We start from the raw sequence: 16,213 nt of genomic DNA on the forward strand, positions 1-16,213 counted from the left end.
CCTCCTTAGTTATCATGAAATGGATTTTATATTCCTGATAATCCCAACTAAAGTATCTCGTTCGCCCACATTCCCCGGAAAAACGATATAGGGTATGTTCGGGAAGGTCGCTTCCGGACCGGTATACCATACAGGAATTCCCGATGCCGCTTGACCTAGAACTTTTGCTTTTTTGATTTGTAATCCTTGTGTTGCGATATCGCTTGATGTAATGCCGCCTTTAGCCACGATAAACTGCGGTGTGACGGATAGGGTTCTCACGATTTCGGCTAGGCTGGCTGAAATCGTCTGGCTAATCGTTAAGTTATCCGCTATATCCGCTGCTGTCACGACCTTTCTGCTGGTAAAGAGGATCGTATCCAGACCATTCGAAATTCTGTCCTCAATTATCGTAAGCGCATGCTCCAATTGAATTTTTCTGGAAGTATCATCTAACAGTTGCACGACGTCCATCTCAACCGTTTTTATATCAAACTCACTCACCAGCTGGTTCAACTGCTCCGTCGTTTTCTTGGTGTGTGAGCCAACAATGATCAATCCGCCGTGGTTCTTCCCCTCTGCCGCGACCATTTCCTCGCCATGTAGAAACGGGCGGGCAGCTATTCCCCCAAAAGATTTGACAAATGAAGCTGCGGTTCGATATAAAAATCTTTTTCCTGCTTCCAAAGCCCGAATGAGTGCCAAGGAGATAATATTCAAATCATCATAAGAAGCCGCATTCACCACGATCGGACAATTATCATGAGCTTCAAGAAGAATATGGAGCACCCGCGCAACACTGCCCTCGCGGATATCTTCAAGAGAAATCGATCTGACTTGTTCAGTCTTTTGCGCCCCTCCCTTTTCGACAACCCAATTGGGAAGATTGGCATCGGTAAAACCGAACACCAGATCATTCGCAAATTCCGTTTCATGAACCGGCACCAGATGATTGCCTTCGCGGAGGTAGTGGGTATCACCAATCGTATATCTGCCGCCTTCAAAGAAAGCTGGAATGATCAAGTGCCCATCAAAAGACTTGCCCGCGCATCTAGTCAGCTCTTTTGCCATCACGTCGATTTCCAATGGGTAGTGACCGCGCAGGGTTGAATCACCTCGGCTAATCACCGAAAAATCAACTTGCAGTTCATCAGCCACTGCACAAAGATTCATGATGATCTCACGATTGATCCTTTCAGTCATCTCTGGCGTATAGCTTCTGGTATTCGCCAGAATATAAAGGACATTTCTTTCGTCAGACAATCCTTGGCGAATCCATTCTTTGGTCCAATCTGTAATGACGTATATATCATGAACGGTTTGTACACCGGTTGGATCATCATCGAGTACGACTAACTTATGGCCATTTTGTTTCCACAATCGGCGAATCTCATCGCCCATGTCATCTTCTTCAATGATAGGAGGAAGGCAGGCAAACACATCTTCAACGGTTTTATGGCTGGATGTTCGATTCATTTAACATCCTCCTCTCCTTATACTGTTACGGTTAAAAGCTCTTCGACCGCCTTGATGACATTGGCTGCTCTTAATCCAAAGAAATCTAGCAGTTCATTCATTTTGCCGGATACGCCGAAACGGTCTTGTGTTCCCACTCTGCGCAGCGGAGTTGGCTGATATTCGGCAAGGACTTCAGCCACGGCACTGCCTAAGCCTCCGATGATGGAATGTTCTTCAACGGTAACGACGCGGCCGGTCTTTTTGGCGGTTTGCACAATCGCCTCTACGTCTATTGGCTTAATCGTATGAACATGGATAATTTCCGCATGAATCCCTCGCTTTTGCAATTCCTCCGCTGCCTTCAAGGTTTCACTGAGCATAATGCCTGTAGAAACAATCGATACATCAGAGCCTTCACGATAACGAATCGCCTTTCCGATCCGGAACGGATCTTCGGCTTGGGTGACGATTGGAGTCGGAAGCTTCCCGACGCGCAAATATACGGGTCCTTCATGGTTGTATGCAGCTTCTACAGCCTTTTCCATTTCAACGGAATCTGCAGGAACCAATACAGTCATGCGAGGCAAGGAACGCATAAGTGAAATATCCTCTAAAGGAAGATGGGTAGCCCCCTCCTGTGCAGCTGACGTTCCGGCATTATGCCCGATGATTTTTACATTGTTATTGGCATAGCAGACGGAAATCCGCATCTGGTCGAAACCGCGGCCGGTCAAAAAGTTAGCATAAGCGTTAGCAAAAGGGATTTTTCCCGCTAGCGCTAGTCCGGCAGCTGTCCCTACAAGGTCACATTCCGAAATCCCAATATTGAAGAAACGCTCTGGAAATTGATCTCTGAACAAATTGGTTAGATTCGATTTCGCACAATCCGCATCCAACACAACCAAATCCTGATGCTTGCTGCCCAAGCGGATAAGCGCTTCACTGTATCCTTCACGCGGTTCTTTCAATTGAGCCATTTATGCCAACTCCTTTAACGCAGTTTCTAGTTCCTCATCGCTTGGAGCCAATCCATGCCATTTGCTTGTATTTTCCATAAAGGAAATCCCTTTCCCCTTAACGGTGTGAGCCAAAATGACTGTAGGTCTTCCTTTCGTTTCCTTCGCTTCTCTAAACGCATGATCTACTGCATCTACATCGTGGCCGTCGATTTCGATTACATGCCATCCGAAAGACTTCCATTTTCCAGCTAAATCTGCTGCGCCTTTTACATTTTCCACATAGTCATCGAGCTGGATCTTATTCCAGTCCACAATCGCGCAAACACTATCCAACCCGAAATGCGGAGCCGTCATAGCCGCTTCCCAAACCTGACCTTCCTGAAGTTCACCGTCGCCAATCATGACATACTGGCGGCTGGACTTACCATCCAATTTTGCAGCCAACGCCACTCCGTTAGCGACTGAAAGCCCTTGACCAAGCGAACCGGAAGAAATATCCACGCCAGGGCAATGTTCACTGCACGGATGACCATGCAATCGGCCATCGACGTCACGGAAAGTCATGAGTTCTTCCTCTGGAAAAAAACCTTTCAGCGCTAGTACAGAATAGTAAACCGGAGTACAATGACCTTTCGAAAGGAAAAAGGTATCGCGGTCTGGCCAATTTGGATTTTGGGGATCGACATTCATGTGTTCAAAGAATAGCACCGAAAGCAATTCCGTAGCGGATAGGGAGCCGCCCGGATGACCGCTCCCCGCGTGATTCGTCATTTTGACAATGTACCTGCGAATCTTCTTCGTGATTTCTTGGTATTGCTCTAATTTATCTGCGGTGAAAGCCATACAATGATTCCTCCTTTTTATTTCTAATTAAGAAACATCGTTTCACATATATTTTGTTTTTTAAAATTGTTTCTATATGAGAAACATCGTTTCTTTATTTGGGTGTGAATTATTCTGCCACCAAGAGCGTCGTCTTTACTACTTGCTGCAAGCTGCTTCCGGTCAATCGTTAGGCTTACTTTGAGAAGAGAGCACTCAAGTCTACGAATTGAATGCTCTTTTACCCAATACATAGTAAAAAGATTAATCCCTAGATTTGAAACAGCCTTCCCCATCCTTTTACCTTTTGCGGATCCACGTCTACCATTTTTAAGCACTGCCATATCAACACGTTAATCGTATCGTACATCGTTAAGCCATACGTATCTTCGTAATATTCCACTCGGTTGACCGCTGGGAAGTTCGTGCATACAACGCTTAATGCATCCGCAGGAGAAGCGGATACCGCCTGGATCATGTTCTCGATTCGGCTTTGGTCCACTTGGCTGAACGAACGGTTGACCGTTTGCGCACATCCTTCCATCTTAATCGTTTCAATGCCGCCATGTTTCTTGTATTGCTCGGTAATTAATTGATTGATCTCCGGAATATATGGGGTCACCAGGTGCAACGACTGGATGTTATGGGCTTTAAACGCTTCCATTTGCGCTAACATAGACGTCGTTGCAGGAATGCCCGTTCTCCTCGTTATCGCTGCACAAAGTTCCTGGTCAACGTCAAAACCAAGCCACCCCCCGGATGTTCCGTTCCATGCAATCACATCCACTTCGGCATGCGCCAACAGTTCTGCCGCGTGCAGCATCGGTTCAAAGTTGAATTGGGCTAAGGCATCCTGTTCCAGAGAAATCTTTGTTACTTCAAATCGTCCATAATGGCAAGTCACCTCAGGCACGTCATGCAGCATGCGGGAACATACCGGCTCTAAAATCGTGTTCGAAGATGGGGTCAACATTCCAATTTTTTTAGGTTCTTTCATCTTATATTCCTCCGCTTATTTTTTTATTTTGTTCTCATATATAAAAATCTGATATAATAAACTTTAAGATATTTTTCTACGACTGATAAAGGGTTGCTGTAGGCATCAGCTGCAGCGTAAAATCATTCCTGTGATCGATCTCAGCTTCGCTTCTGTCGTCGATCCGGCACCGGTGTCGCGCCAACGATCCATGTGCCTGCTTATGTCCCTACTTTTTTCGTGTAATTGATCATGGAACCTGCAGTTGCCAATAATAATCCCGCAAAGGCAAGCACCATGAGGGCAATGAAAAAGGATCCCGTAAAGGATACGATCAAGCCTACATAGATCGGCGTGATGACGCCCGCAACATTCCCCGCAAAGTTCATGCATCCGCCAACCACTCCCACATGCTGGCGTTGGGCAATCGCAGCCGGCACGCTCCAGAACACACCTCCCCAACGAAGGAAGAACAGCGTAACGGCAAGCAAGCCGATGGCGACATACAAGGACGTTGTTTTCGTTAGCAAAAAGATAGACACTGAGCTCATGTCCCTGCGATACCGAAAACCGTACGCATCACCGTATTATGATTTCCGCCGTTTTCTCGCCATTTGTCTACGACCCATCCGCCCACTAATTCACCGACAAAGCCCGCTCCAAAAATAATCAAGATCGAGGAACCAATGCTCTTAATATCCAAATTTTGCGTTTCGGCTAGGTAGTTCGGACCCCATGTCATCAGTCCGTAAAAGACGGTATTGAAAGAGAACCACCCCAAGCACATCCCCCAGAAGTTTCGGCTGCTCAAGTAGGTTTTCATGCCTACATTGAGAACCGCCTGCTTCTTATTCGCCTCGTATTCTTCCTCTAGTGCTCTTCTTATATATTCGCGCTCCGCTTCGTTGACTCGCGGATTGGTTTCAGGGGTTCCTTTGATCACCAGATAGCATAACCAGGCAATGATAATGGTCAAAATTCCGGCTCCAATTAAAGCTCCCCGCCAACCCCCAAACCAAGTCATAAACGCGATAATGATCGGGCCCCCGATAGCCGTACCCAGCGGCGCACCACTGTCTAGCAAGGTAGCTCCGCGTCCTCTTTCCTTGGAAGTCAGCCACACCGATTGCAGCTTTGCCCCACCCGGAAATACCGGCGCTTCGGTAATGCCCAGCAACACGCGAAGAAAGATGAGCATTTTGCTTCCATGGACAAATCCGGTTAGCGTTTGCACAATCCCCCAAAGGATTCCCGCTCCAACCACCATCTTATCCGGTCGGTAACGATCCGCCAGCCAGCCTGAAGGAATTTGCATCAGGGCATATCCCCAGAAGAATGAGCTTAAGATGATACCGACAATCGCAGGGTCCAGATTTAAGTCTTTTTGAATTTCCGGCATCGCAATCGAAAGCACGGCGCGATCCACATAGTTGATGGCTGCAAGAACCAGCAAGACATAAAATACGTGCCAGCGGACTCGCGTCGGTTTCCCTAATTCTAAGACTTTTGTCTCGTGTGAGGTACGAACACCTTCACTTTGATGTTGCATAGACATCCCCCTTTTTCGAAAAATTTAAAAACAAACGAAGCTATCGCCGGACATGGCCTGTACCTTGTCCACTCTATCACCCCCTTTCAGTTGGCTTAGATTTAATAGATTAATTGAGATTTTTTAATCTAATTGTCCCATCTCTTATCGAGCAAGGAACCGGCCTCGTCCTGACTCGCTTGTCAGTGAACCCTCCCTTACAATTTCTTCGCCGCGGGATAATACATGAGAGATTACTCCTTGAACTTCGATTCCTTCATATAGGTTATAATCGGTGCCTTGTTTTTGCGTATCTTTTGATATCACTCTAGAACGACTCGGATCCAGGATGACCAGATCTGCATCACTCCCTACAGCGATCGTTCCCTTTTTCGGATGAAGCCCGAAAATCTTCGCCGGGCCTGAACTCGTGATCTCCACAAACTTTTGAAGGGAGATTCGCCCTTGATGAACCCCAAAATGATATACGATAGAAAATAGGTCTTCTATACCAGGGCACCCATTCATAATTTCAGAAAAATTATTTACTCCCAACTCCTTTCCCCCTTTAAACGGGATAGAAGAATGATCCGAGGCAACAGTCGAAATCAGTCCGGATGAAATCCCTTTCCATAGGGCTTCCTGATTCGATTCTTCACGAAGGGGCGGAGAACAGATATATGGGGCACTTTCTTCAAATGACATCTCCAAATAGCTGCTATCTAGCACTAAATAGTGTGGGCAAGTCTCGGCATAAGCTTCAACCCCTCTTTTTTTCGCCAATTCAACCTGGAACAAAGCATCTTCGCAGGAGACATGAACAATGTAAATGGATGCATTGGCGGCTTCCGCAATCCGCAGCGCCCGATTGGTCGCTTCCGCTTCAAGAGAAGTCGGTCTAGTATAAGCATGGTAAATAGGATCATTGTTTCCTTTCATAATGGCCTCTGCGACAAGTTCATCAATCACATCCCCATTCTCAGCATGAACGTTGATGATGATTCCCGCTTCGCCAGCTTTCTTCATTAACTTATACATTTCTAAATCATTTACCATGAGGTGCCCTTTATAGGCCATAAATAATTTAATTGACTGGATTCCTTCTACTTGTGCCAAGAGCGGAATTTCTTCTAGAACCTTCTCGTTGCATTCATTAATGATGCAATGAAAGCTATAATCAATGTACGCTGGTTTAGCTTTCTTCTTCCATTCTCTAACGTTTTCTAATATAGACTGGCCCTTTTTCGGATCAGTAAAGTTAATGATGCTTGTAATTCCTCCAACAGCTGCTGCCTTCGTACCACTTTCAAAACCATCCACGGTACCTGGGAATGCCAGGTGGGTATGGACATCAATCGCCCCTGGAAAAACATATTGATCGGAGGCATCGATCACCCTATCGCCAGCGGATGGGATGATGTTGTCGGCGATTGTCGTGATTACCTCTCCCTCAATCAGGATATCTGCCTTGAAAGAATCGGCCGCCGTTACAATTGTTCCGTTTTGAATAATCGTTCTCAAACCAAACACCTCCATCATGGTCTAAATGGCAAACTAGGTGCACAAATCAAGAAATAAGTGTTTTAACCACCTTCAACTCATTGTCTGAAACAAGTATCACTCTGCTCATTCTGCCTACTGTCGACAGTTAAAGGGTATATGCGAGAGTAACAGATTATTTAAACCTTAAACTAGCACCTCCATTTCAGAGATTCCTATATTATAGCCTTTCCTATTCACTTTGTTTCTTAATTAGAAACATTGTTTCTTTTGTATTTCAACGGTTACCTCATCCCCATCGTTTAACCAGGTTCTGCGCGCTTCCGAGTACCCCATGATTACACCTTCAGGAGTCCCTGTAAGAATGATATCCCCTGGATTTAAGGTCATATGCTGAGATATGTAGCTCACAATTTCTTCACAGCTAAAAATCATATCTGAAGTATTGGAGTCTTGTCTCGTATTTCCGTTAACCAAACACCGAATGCGTAATTCATTAGGATTATCCACTTCTTCCTTACTGACTAAATACGGTCCTATAGGGCCAAACCCATCACAAGTTTTACCCAATAGCCATTGAGAGCTTTTCGATTGCCAATCACGTGCCGACAAGTCATTTGCAATGCAATAACCATAGACATAGGAAAGAGCCTCTTCCTTCTCAATATCTTTAGCAGCCTTTCCTACAACAATAGCCAACTCAGCTTCATAATCAATTTGCAAAGACTTCGAAGGCAATATGATCTCCTGCTGATGGCCTGATAGCGTGTTGCTAAACTTGCTGAAAAGGATAGGCGTGTCTGGATAGGGCATTTTGCATTCTTCTGCATGCCGTTTATAATTTAATCCTACACATATAATTTTTTGTGGTTCCGATACACAAGGTCCAAACTCCAGTGAATCCTCTTGAAGGAATAACGAATCCTCCTGATAAACGGTATCCACCAATTCAGCTAAACTTTCTCTACCTTTTTCCCCATCTTCTATCAAATTTGATACGGTTTTGGGAATGTACTTGTGTTCTCTGCACTGTTTTATCGCTTCTTCTACATCTAGTATTCCTTTTTCGGTTTTAACTCCCAATGTCAATCTGTTTCCTTTGTAAAAATTAATTGTGATCATTTTTGACCTCCAAGAGCCCTGTTTTTATAACTGTCTTTATCCGGCACCGGTGTCGCGCCAACGGTCCATGTGCCTGCCTATGTCCCTACTTTTTTCGTGTAATTGATCATGGAACCTGCAGTTGCCAATAATAATCCCGCAAAGGCAAGCACCATGAGGGCAATGAAAAAGGATCCCGTAAAGGATACGATCAAGCCTACATAGATCGGCGTGATGACGCCCGCAACATTCCCCGCAAAGTTCATGCATCCGCCAACCACTCCCACATGCTGGCGTTGGGCAATCGCAGCCGGCACGCTCCAGAACACACCTCCCCAACGAAGGAAGAACAGCGTAACGGCAAGCAAGCCGATGGCGACATACAAGGACGTTGTTTTCGTTAGCAAAAAGATAGACACTGAGCTCATGTCCCTGCGATACCGAAAACCGTACGCATCACCGTATTATGATTTCCGCCGTTTTCTCGCCATTTGTCTACGACCCATCCGCCCACTAATTCACCGACAAAGCCCGCTCCAAAAATAATCAAGATCGAGGAACCAATGCTCTTAATATCCAAATTTTGCGTTTCGGCTAGGTAGTTCGGACCCCATGTCATCAGTCCGTAAAAGACGGTATTGAAAGAGAACCACCCCAAGCACATCCCCCAGAAGTTTCGGCTGCTCAAGTAGGTTTTCATGCCTACATTGAGAACCGCCTGCTTCTTATTCGCCTCGTATTCTTCCTCTAGTGCTCTTCTTATATATTCGCGCTCCGCTTCGTTGACTCGCGGATTGGTTTCAGGGGTTCCTTTGATCACCAGATAGCATAACCAGGCAATGATAATGGTCAAAATTCCGGCTCCAATTAAAGCTCCCCGCCAACCCCCAAACCAAGTCATAAACGCGATAATGATCGGGCCCCCGATAGCCGTACCCAGCGGCGCACCACTGTCTAGCAAGGTAGCTCCGCGTCCTCTTTCCTTGGAAGTCAGCCACACCGATTGCAGCTTTGCCCCACCCGGAAATACCGGCGCTTCGGTAATGCCCAGCAACACGCGAAGAAAGATGAGCATTTTGCTTCCATGGACAAATCCGGTTAGCGTTTGCACAATCCCCCAAAGGATTCCCGCTCCAACCACCATCTTATCCGGTCGGTAACGATCCGCCAGCCAGCCTGAAGGAATTTGCATCAGGGCATATCCCCAGAAGAATGAGCTTAAGATGATACCGACAATCGCAGGGTCCAGATTTAAGTCTTTTTGAATTTCCGGCATCGCAATCGAAAGCACGGCGCGATCCACATAGTTGATGGCTGCAAGAACCAGCAAGACATAAAATACGTGCCAGCGGACTCGCGTCGGTTTCCCTAATTCCAAGACTTTTGTCTCGTGTGAGGTACGAACACCTTCACTTTGCTGTTGCATAGACTTCCCCTTTTCGAAAAAATTAAAAACAAACGGTTTATTTCAGGACATGGCCTGCATCTTGTCCCCCTATCACCCCCTTTTCATATGTAAACCTCTTCATAACTCCTGATTGCAAAAGGATGATATGCAACTATTTTTAAGTCAAGAATGATTAGATAAATGAATATCTCTTTATCTAAGGAAAGCACGCATTGTTTTGTTCTCTTTTTAAGGAATGGATAATCACCCATTCGTATACGCTTACAAAATTTAAAAATTAAATGATTCAAAAAATTACGTGCAACAAATCAGATTTCAATAAACCTAAAAAACGTATCTGATCTAATTATGGGATCAACACCTTATGATCCCATAATTCCTTTTATGTTCAAAAGTGTAGTGTTATCAAGGCTGCTGGTTATCTTCTTAAAATGCAGGAGATCGTTTGTAATATGCTTAGCCATAGCAGCTGAAGCTTTTTCAGCGTCTCTGGCCAACATGAAATTCAATATCTCTTCATGCTCTTTATATAGCGTCCATTCTCTTTTATCTCCCTTAAAATTCATAACTCGGTAATAGTGACTTAGTGAACGCAGGTCATATAGTTGTTTCTGCAGTCTGCTATTCTGACTATACCTTGTGATCAATTCGTGAAACTCGGCATTCAAGTCAATAATACTTTCACGGTTATGGTCTTCCTTCTCTAAGTATTTTCTGGTTTGGACAATCACGTTCTCGATTTCGGAAAGTTGCTCTTGTGTAGCTAGTCTTGTTGTCAATTGAGTAGCCAACGACTCAAGAACGATTCGACATTGATATATCTCTTCAAAATCCTTTACCGTCGGATTAAAAACAGAAATTCTTGATTTGTCATCAACTACTAATAACCCTTCTTTTTCTAATATCTTTACCGCTTCTCTAACCGGGCTTCGGCTAACATTAAATTCCCTTGCAATCTTTGCCTCATATACCCTTTCACCCGGTTTGAAAACTCCATTAAAAATCATCTCTCGAATAGACTGATAGATTTGGTCATAGTAAGGCAATGATTTTTCGACTGCATATTCATCCATATTCTTTCCCTCTCCTATTTTCTTTTTACTGTATTTTATTTTTTCTTAAAATAGGGCCCCGTAAACACACGTAGATAGGCACAACCCATTAAACCCCTAATATTCCATCGTTCATAATTATTATAGATAATAATATAATGACTACTGTCGACAGTTTTCGTCTCAAAAAAATAGGGATTTCTCATATCTCCCCCGAAAAGTCAAACTTAGTTGAACCTACTTTTAAATAATCAATCGGTCCACTCATATGTGTGTACTGTCGACAGTTTTTAGTAAAAAGTAACAACTTACTGGATTAAGAATATCCCTTTTGCAATAATTATAAATGGATTTGACAAAAACATCTAGTGTTTTTTGCCAATCTAAAAGCCAACAAATTATCAACTGCTGTGAAATTTATATTAACACAGGTAATTCGAAGATTCAATATATTATTTTAATTCACAAAGAAGACTGCTTAAAAGCAGCCCTCTTTTTTAAATAACGTCTCCCATCGTACAATTTCATTCGTACTTTTTCAATACAATGACGGCATTGTGACCACCAAAACCAAAGGAATGGGATAGCCCTATCCTAACATTCGCTTTACGTGCAACGTTCGGTACATAGTCTTAATTGTTGGAGGAATGATGCCTTCTTGAAGAACTTTTGCTAACGCAATGGAAAAGCTGGCTTAATTCTGGGCTCTTCTCAGTTCTAAATCCTCGGCTAGCTGGATTGTACGTTTCCGGTTCAACGGGTAACCGAATACTATAATCAAGAAAATCACAACAAAGGTGATGGCAGGGACGAGAGTAGCTAGCGTATGAATGCCATCTAGCGCAGCTTCGGTTTGCACCTTTTGAGCGGCATCATATCCGACGGCAGCGACTGCCAAACCGCCGATCCCGCCAGCAATCGCTTGGCCTATTTTGCGTGCCATGGAATAAATGGAGTAAACGGTTGCGTCTTCCCGCAATCCTGTTACATATTCATGATAATCGATCACGTCGGTTATAAATGCCCAAATCACTAGATTAAAGAAGGCGTATCCAAACATAGCAATCGATAAAAGGGCTATAAATTGAGTGGACGTTAAGTCCGGCAAAAAGTATAAAAGAACATATACAAAGGCTGCAAGCAATACCCCCGCGGATACCGTTTCTTTTTTCCCGAATTTCTCCACTAATGGCTTTACCATCGGCATGGCAATAAAAACAGTGACGGATTGGAGAAGTCCTACCATGCTTAACGCCTTGGCGTTGCCAAAATAATCTTTAAACAAATACACGTTAACGGCACTGATCAGCATAAAGCACACCATAAACGTGAGCGATGCAGTAAGGATCCAAAGTAAAGGCTTGTTTTGCAAAAGACCTTTTAATGTTTGGCCTACGGTATTCTTTGGTTGAGAAGTTGCAGGTGCAACAATACGTTCCGTAGATAATTTATAACACATCATGTAACAAGAGAGGGCAAGAAGGCCAAAAATAATCGCTACCATCAAAAAACGGTCAGCATCTGCCTTATTGTCTACAAACAGGACCAATGGTCCGGCCACATTAATGATTAAAGCAGCTAAATAAGCGCCCATGGTTCGGTATGTGGATAAGGTTGTACGCTCCACAGGATCACTCGTCATAACGGATGCCATGGATCCGTAAGGTATATTTACTGTACTATATAAAGTTCCCCATACAAGATAGGTGATGAAAGCGTAGGCCAAATAAAACCCGTCAGACATGCCGGGAATTTTTACGAACATCAATACGCCTGACAGGACGAGCGGAAAAGACATTCTGAAAATCCACGGCTTGAATTTTCCATGCCGGCTCGGTCTTCTTGTATCAATGAAACGCCCCCATGCCACATCCGCAAAAGCATCCCATAATCGGGCAATTAAAAAGAGTACCCCTACCGTCGCTGCACTGATATTAAAAATATCGGTATAGTAAACCATGAGGAATGAACTGACTAGCATAAAAAAGAAATCATTGCCGAAATCACCAAATAAGTAGCCAATCTTATCTTTCATTCCAAACTTGCTCATTTCCCCATTTGCACTTGCCGTATCCGTCGTTTTTACAAGAGCCCCTTGATTCATATTTTCCCCTCCTTTAAGCTTTCTTTTGCAACCCTTTACAAAAATGTGAAAGTGGTTGATCCCCTTCTTCATTCTTTGATAAGGGGGAGTCCGTTTTTGGAATACATCCCCCAATCCAGACTCCCATTTTCATGGAACTATTTTGCTCTATTTTGCTTGTAGCCAAAATCAGGAATCGCAGACCATCTGTTGCGCAACTCGTGCGCTGCAAACTTCGGCTTTCTTTCCCGCGTAAAAATCCCCTTCTTGTTCCCCTGAACCCTCATCACTCCTTGACTGGTGTTGAAATCAGCAAAATTCCATACGTGTTCGCCGACAAAGTTGGAAAATTCATCAAAAACCTGGTGATTGGCCCGCAAGAACTCCACCTGATACTCTTCGGTAAACATGACCGGGTCCACATCATGCAATCCGGCTACAGTGTCCGCTCCGTACTCCGTCATGAGGATCGGCTTTCCGGGACAGCGTTTGTTCCAGCCAGCCAATTCTTCACGAAGCTTCACCTTCGCGATTTCTAATTCTCCGCCTTCCACGTACCAGCCGTAATAGCGGTTTAGTCCCAGCACGTCGACAAGTTCGGCGATTTTGCAGGTTTCCGGTGTAGACCACAAGTGCGTGACGATGGTTACCGGTCTTTTCTGCGGGTCGCATTCCTTAGCCAATTCCACAAGCGGCTTGAAGTATTCATAGGCCCCCTCTTCCTCAGAAGCCGGTTCATTGGCAATCGACCACAAGACCACGGATGGATGGTTTTTATCTCTGGCGATCAGTTCGCGAATGATATCCTGATGATGTTCAAAGGTTTGGATATGTTCCCATGTATTTCTCTTTTCTCTCTCCCCGAAAAGAGCTGCGGCAAAATTCAAATGCACCCCTACGGCTGGCGTTTCGTCAATTACGACGATTCCTTCCCGGTCCGCAAGTCTCATCAATTCTTCCGAATAAGGATAATGCGCCGTGCGAAACGAATTGGCCCCGATCCACTTCATCAATTGGAAGTCCATCACATTCACCGCTTCATCAAAGCCTCTGCCGTGAATGGGAGAGTCCTCGTGCTTTCCGAATCCCTTAAAATAAAACGGCTTGTTGTTAATCAGGAACTGACCGTCTTTTACCTCCACTGTTCTGATGCCAAATGGCTGCTCGTACACATCCATGATCTCTCCGTCTTCCAACAGCTCTACCTTAAGAGTATACAGATAACCTTGAAGCGGCTCCCATAAGCTGGGATCTTCTAATCTGAATTCACCTTTTTCCCCGTGTGCTTCTGCCACAACCCTATCCGATTGGTCCACAACACTTGCCTTAACCTTTGCCTCCCCTTCCATCGCCACATCATAGCGCACAATTCCCATCGCATTTTCAATGTCGGTGATAATGGTGATATCCTTGACATACGTTTGCGGGGTGGTATAAATTTTGACTGGCCTATGGATGCCCGCATAATTAAAAAAGTCGAAATTCGGGGTGTTTTTCACTACTTTCCCCATGCCGGGAATTTCTCTTTCTGAATAAAATCCTACAGGTAGGGTAGATTCGTCCAGAATATTGCTTACAGCGACGGTTACCCTATTTTTGCCGGCTTTCAGGAAGGGATTGATTTCCGCCTCAAAGGGAGTAAATCCGCCTTTATGTTCAACGGCAAGCTCTCCGTTCACATAAACCTTCGCCACATGAGTAGCAGAGCCTAGTCTTAATACAATCCTCTGGGAAAAGAATACACTCGGAACCGTAAATTCTCTTTCGTACCATACCCATCCTACATGATTGCGAATGCTGGCACTCACTCCTATATCGTTGTAAGAGGATGGAACCGCCATGCTCATGGTGTCCGTCAGTTTTTCTTCATGCCACTTTTCCTCAAATCCCTTTCCGGAATCCAGCTTGAAATTCCAAATTCCGTTTAAATCAATGATGCTTCGTGAGTCTGTGATGACTGGATACAACATGCTTCCCACTCCTTTGTTTTAGTTTCTATATGAACGTTCCGTACTTGAAATCGTTTACGTAATTCATTATACTCAGCATATCGCAAAGGTAATAGGACGGTAATTGCTTTATTACGACGATTTTAACATGGAAAGGGTTTCTTAAAATGAGCGAACATTCTTCTCTTCTTATTTCCGCAGCTACAACCCTCTTTTATTTAAACGATATGAACACATTTGTGTTAAAAAAGGACGGTTCAATCCTTTTAGCGTTTGAGAGGAATCCATTGCCGGAATTTATGAAGGAGATTCAGCACAAGGATTTTTCGATCCTATGGATGGAGACCCTGCAGCATGCGGATTCTTGCTGCCTTTATACCAATGCCTTCGGTCTTTCCTATTTAGCTAGTTTGGTTAAAATAGAGGGAGAAAAAACCGAGCTTTTTGTCATGGGTCCCTTTTTGAAGAAAACACCGGATACCAATAAACTTAGGACAGCTATCGATATCGATCAAAAGAAGCAAATTATACTTGAAGAGTTCCTGCGGGGACTCAAACTGATGGGCAGTTCAAAAATAAGGAGCTTGGCCAACATCCTTTATAATAATAGCGGCCTATTCCAGCATGCTCCGCTTCATGCCGTGAATGAACAGCCTGAGACTTTTCATGCGCGAAAAGTGCCATCCATACACCATGCCTTGCAGCAGCCGGATGAAGAATATGTGGATTTGATTGAACTGAGATATCAGCTGCAGAAAGAATTGATGCATGCCGTTGAGCGCGGCGATAAGGATAAGGTACAGGAAACTTTTCTAAAATCCATCGATCTGTTTGATTTTTCCGAGCGTCTTCCGAATCAACCGATCCGGATAATGAAAAATGCAGCTATCGTTTTAAATACTCTCCTGCGCATTGCAGCGGAAAACGGAAAAGTCCAACCCTTCTTCCTTCATCACTTGTCGGAGAAGTTCGCCATTCATATTGAGAGAGTGGAAAGTTTGGAATCCCTAAATAAGCTGATCGAAACCATGTGTTATGAATATTGCGATTTAGTGAAAAACCATTCCATCGTTGACTATTCCCCGCTTATTCAAAAAGCGGTAAGCTTCTTGACTGTGCGCTTCAGCCACCCATTCAACCTAAAGGATCTTGCCCAACATTGCTTAGTCCACCCTGCCCACTTATCCAGGCAATTTAAGAAAGAAACCGGAATGACCATTACCGATTTTCTTCATAAGCTCCGGATAGAGGAAGCCAAAACCATGCTGAAAATGGAACGCACTCCCATTGATATCATTGCAGGGAATGTTGGTTTTGATGATGCCGGCTATTTCACGCGCGTCTTTAAAAAGTGGGAAGGCATGACCCCAACAAAATACAGAAACTCTAACTAAGGAC

The 16,213-nt window shown here is 44.4% G+C and carries 14 protein-coding genes and 1 pseudogene; 1 reads left to right on the plus strand and 14 read right to left on the minus strand.

The genetic code is table 11. The features are described 5' to 3' along the window. Nucleotides 1–12: 12 nt before the first annotated feature. The 14 genes and pseudogenes from ABLT31_RS11415 to uidA all read right to left on the minus strand — a co-directional run bounded on the left by ABLT31_RS11415 (nt 13) and on the right by uidA (nt 14,836). A complete protein-coding gene (locus tag ABLT31_RS11415) occupies nt 13–1,455 on the minus strand; it encodes a four-carbon acid sugar kinase family protein (RefSeq protein WP_367751641.1) in 1,443 nt (480 codons plus the stop codon). A 17-nt stretch (nt 1,456–1,472) separates the two neighbouring features. Further along, on the minus strand, nt 1,473–2,414 hold the full coding sequence (locus ABLT31_RS11420) for a transketolase family protein (RefSeq protein ID WP_367751642.1): 942 nt from the start codon (nt 2,412–2,414) through the stop codon (nt 1,473–1,475). After that, entirely contained in the window at nt 2,415–3,239 is an 825-nt protein-coding gene (locus ABLT31_RS11425; protein WP_367751643.1) for a transketolase, read from the minus strand. 250 nt (nt 3,240–3,489) lie between these two features. Further along, nucleotides 3,490–4,215, minus strand: coding sequence for a maleate cis-trans isomerase family protein (locus ABLT31_RS11430; RefSeq protein WP_367751644.1), 726 nt, complete (start codon nt 4,213–4,215; stop codon nt 3,490–3,492). Nucleotides 4,216–4,415: 200 nt separating this feature from the next. Then, on the minus strand, nt 4,416–4,745 hold the full coding sequence (locus ABLT31_RS11435; protein WP_367751645.1) for an MFS transporter: 330 nt from the start codon (nt 4,743–4,745) through the stop codon (nt 4,416–4,418). Continuing rightward, complete coding sequence (locus ABLT31_RS11440; protein ID WP_367751646.1) at nt 4,742–5,743, minus strand: MFS transporter; 1,002 nt, start codon at nt 5,741–5,743, stop codon at nt 4,742–4,744. Before ABLT31_RS11440 ends, ABLT31_RS11435 begins: the two co-directional genes overlap by 4 nt. 144 nt (nt 5,744–5,887) lie before the next feature. Beyond that, entirely contained in the window at nt 5,888–7,252 is a 1,365-nt protein-coding gene (gene hydA / locus ABLT31_RS11445; RefSeq protein WP_367751759.1) for a dihydropyrimidinase, read from the minus strand. 222 nt (nt 7,253–7,474) lie between these two features. Next, entirely contained in the window at nt 7,475–8,344 is an 870-nt protein-coding gene (locus tag ABLT31_RS11450; protein ID WP_367751647.1) for a fumarylacetoacetate hydrolase family protein, read from the minus strand. 77 nt (nt 8,345–8,421) lie between these two features. Continuing rightward, entirely contained in the window at nt 8,422–8,751 is a 330-nt protein-coding gene (locus tag ABLT31_RS11455; protein ID WP_367751645.1) for an MFS transporter, read from the minus strand. Continuing rightward, the gene (locus ABLT31_RS11460) at nt 8,748–9,749 is read right to left on the minus strand and encodes an MFS transporter (RefSeq protein ID WP_367751648.1); all 1,002 of its coding nucleotides are present in this window, start codon (nt 9,747–9,749) and stop codon (nt 8,748–8,750) included. The genes ABLT31_RS11455 and ABLT31_RS11460 overlap by 4 nt, the downstream gene beginning before the upstream one ends. Nucleotides 9,750–10,093: 344 nt before the next feature. Beyond that, nucleotides 10,094–10,804 (minus strand): GntR family transcriptional regulator, encoded by a 711-nt coding sequence (locus ABLT31_RS11465; protein ID WP_367751649.1) that lies wholly within the window; start codon nt 10,802–10,804, stop codon nt 10,094–10,096. 503 nt (nt 10,805–11,307) lie between these two features. Beyond that, nucleotides 11,308–11,468, minus strand: a pseudogene (locus ABLT31_RS11470) (beta-ketoacyl-[acyl-carrier-protein] synthase II); the annotation flags it as partial. A 9-nt stretch (nt 11,469–11,477) separates the two neighbouring features. Beyond that, on the minus strand, nt 11,478–12,887 hold the full coding sequence (locus ABLT31_RS11475) for an MFS transporter (RefSeq protein ID WP_367751650.1): 1,410 nt from the start codon (nt 12,885–12,887) through the stop codon (nt 11,478–11,480). A 137-nt stretch (nt 12,888–13,024) separates the two neighbouring features. Then, a complete protein-coding gene (gene uidA / locus ABLT31_RS11480; RefSeq protein WP_367751651.1) occupies nt 13,025–14,836 on the minus strand; it encodes a beta-glucuronidase in 1,812 nt (603 codons plus the stop codon). A 206-nt stretch (nt 14,837–15,042) separates the two neighbouring features. Between uidA and ABLT31_RS11485 the strand changes: the two genes are divergently transcribed. Then, entirely contained in the window at nt 15,043–16,209 is a 1,167-nt protein-coding gene (locus ABLT31_RS11485; RefSeq protein WP_367751652.1) for a helix-turn-helix transcriptional regulator, read from the plus strand. Nucleotides 16,210–16,213 lie beyond the last annotated feature (4 nt).

It is taken from the genome of Ammoniphilus soli (assembly GCF_040813775.1).

What these genes read in the sequence shown, in the direction of transcription:
- ABLT31_RS11460 (WP_367751648.1), bottom strand. Translation starts at nt 9,749, where the DNA reads ATGCAACAGCAAAGTGAAGGTGTTCGTACCTCACACGAGACAAAAGTC.
- uidA (WP_367751651.1), bottom strand. Translation starts at nt 14,836, where the DNA reads ATGTTGTATCCAGTCATCACAGACTCACGAAGCATCATTGATTTAAAC.
- ABLT31_RS11475 (WP_367751650.1), bottom strand. Translation starts at nt 12,887, where the DNA reads ATGAATCAAGGGGCTCTTGTAAAAACGACGGATACGGCAAGTGCAAAT.
- ABLT31_RS11435 (WP_367751645.1), bottom strand. Translation starts at nt 4,745, where the DNA reads ATGAGCTCAGTGTCTATCTTTTTGCTAACGAAAACAACGTCCTTGTAT.
- ABLT31_RS11430 (WP_367751644.1), bottom strand. Translation starts at nt 4,215, where the DNA reads ATGAAAGAACCTAAAAAAATTGGAATGTTGACCCCATCTTCGAACACG.
- ABLT31_RS11415 (WP_367751641.1), bottom strand. Translation starts at nt 1,455, where the DNA reads ATGAATCGAACATCCAGCCATAAAACCGTTGAAGATGTGTTTGCCTGC.
- ABLT31_RS11440 (WP_367751646.1), bottom strand. Translation starts at nt 5,743, where the DNA reads ATGCAACATCAAAGTGAAGGTGTTCGTACCTCACACGAGACAAAAGTC.
- ABLT31_RS11425 (WP_367751643.1), bottom strand. Translation starts at nt 3,239, where the DNA reads ATGGCTTTCACCGCAGATAAATTAGAGCAATACCAAGAAATCACGAAG.
- ABLT31_RS11455 (WP_367751645.1), bottom strand. Translation starts at nt 8,751, where the DNA reads ATGAGCTCAGTGTCTATCTTTTTGCTAACGAAAACAACGTCCTTGTAT.
- ABLT31_RS11465 (WP_367751649.1), bottom strand. Translation starts at nt 10,804, where the DNA reads ATGGATGAATATGCAGTCGAAAAATCATTGCCTTACTATGACCAAATC.
- ABLT31_RS11450 (WP_367751647.1), bottom strand. Translation starts at nt 8,344, where the DNA reads ATGATCACAATTAATTTTTACAAAGGAAACAGATTGACATTGGGAGTT.
- ABLT31_RS11485 (WP_367751652.1), top strand. Translation starts at nt 15,043, where the DNA reads ATGAACACATTTGTGTTAAAAAAGGACGGTTCAATCCTTTTAGCGTTT.
- ABLT31_RS11420 (WP_367751642.1), bottom strand. Translation starts at nt 2,414, where the DNA reads ATGGCTCAATTGAAAGAACCGCGTGAAGGATACAGTGAAGCGCTTATC.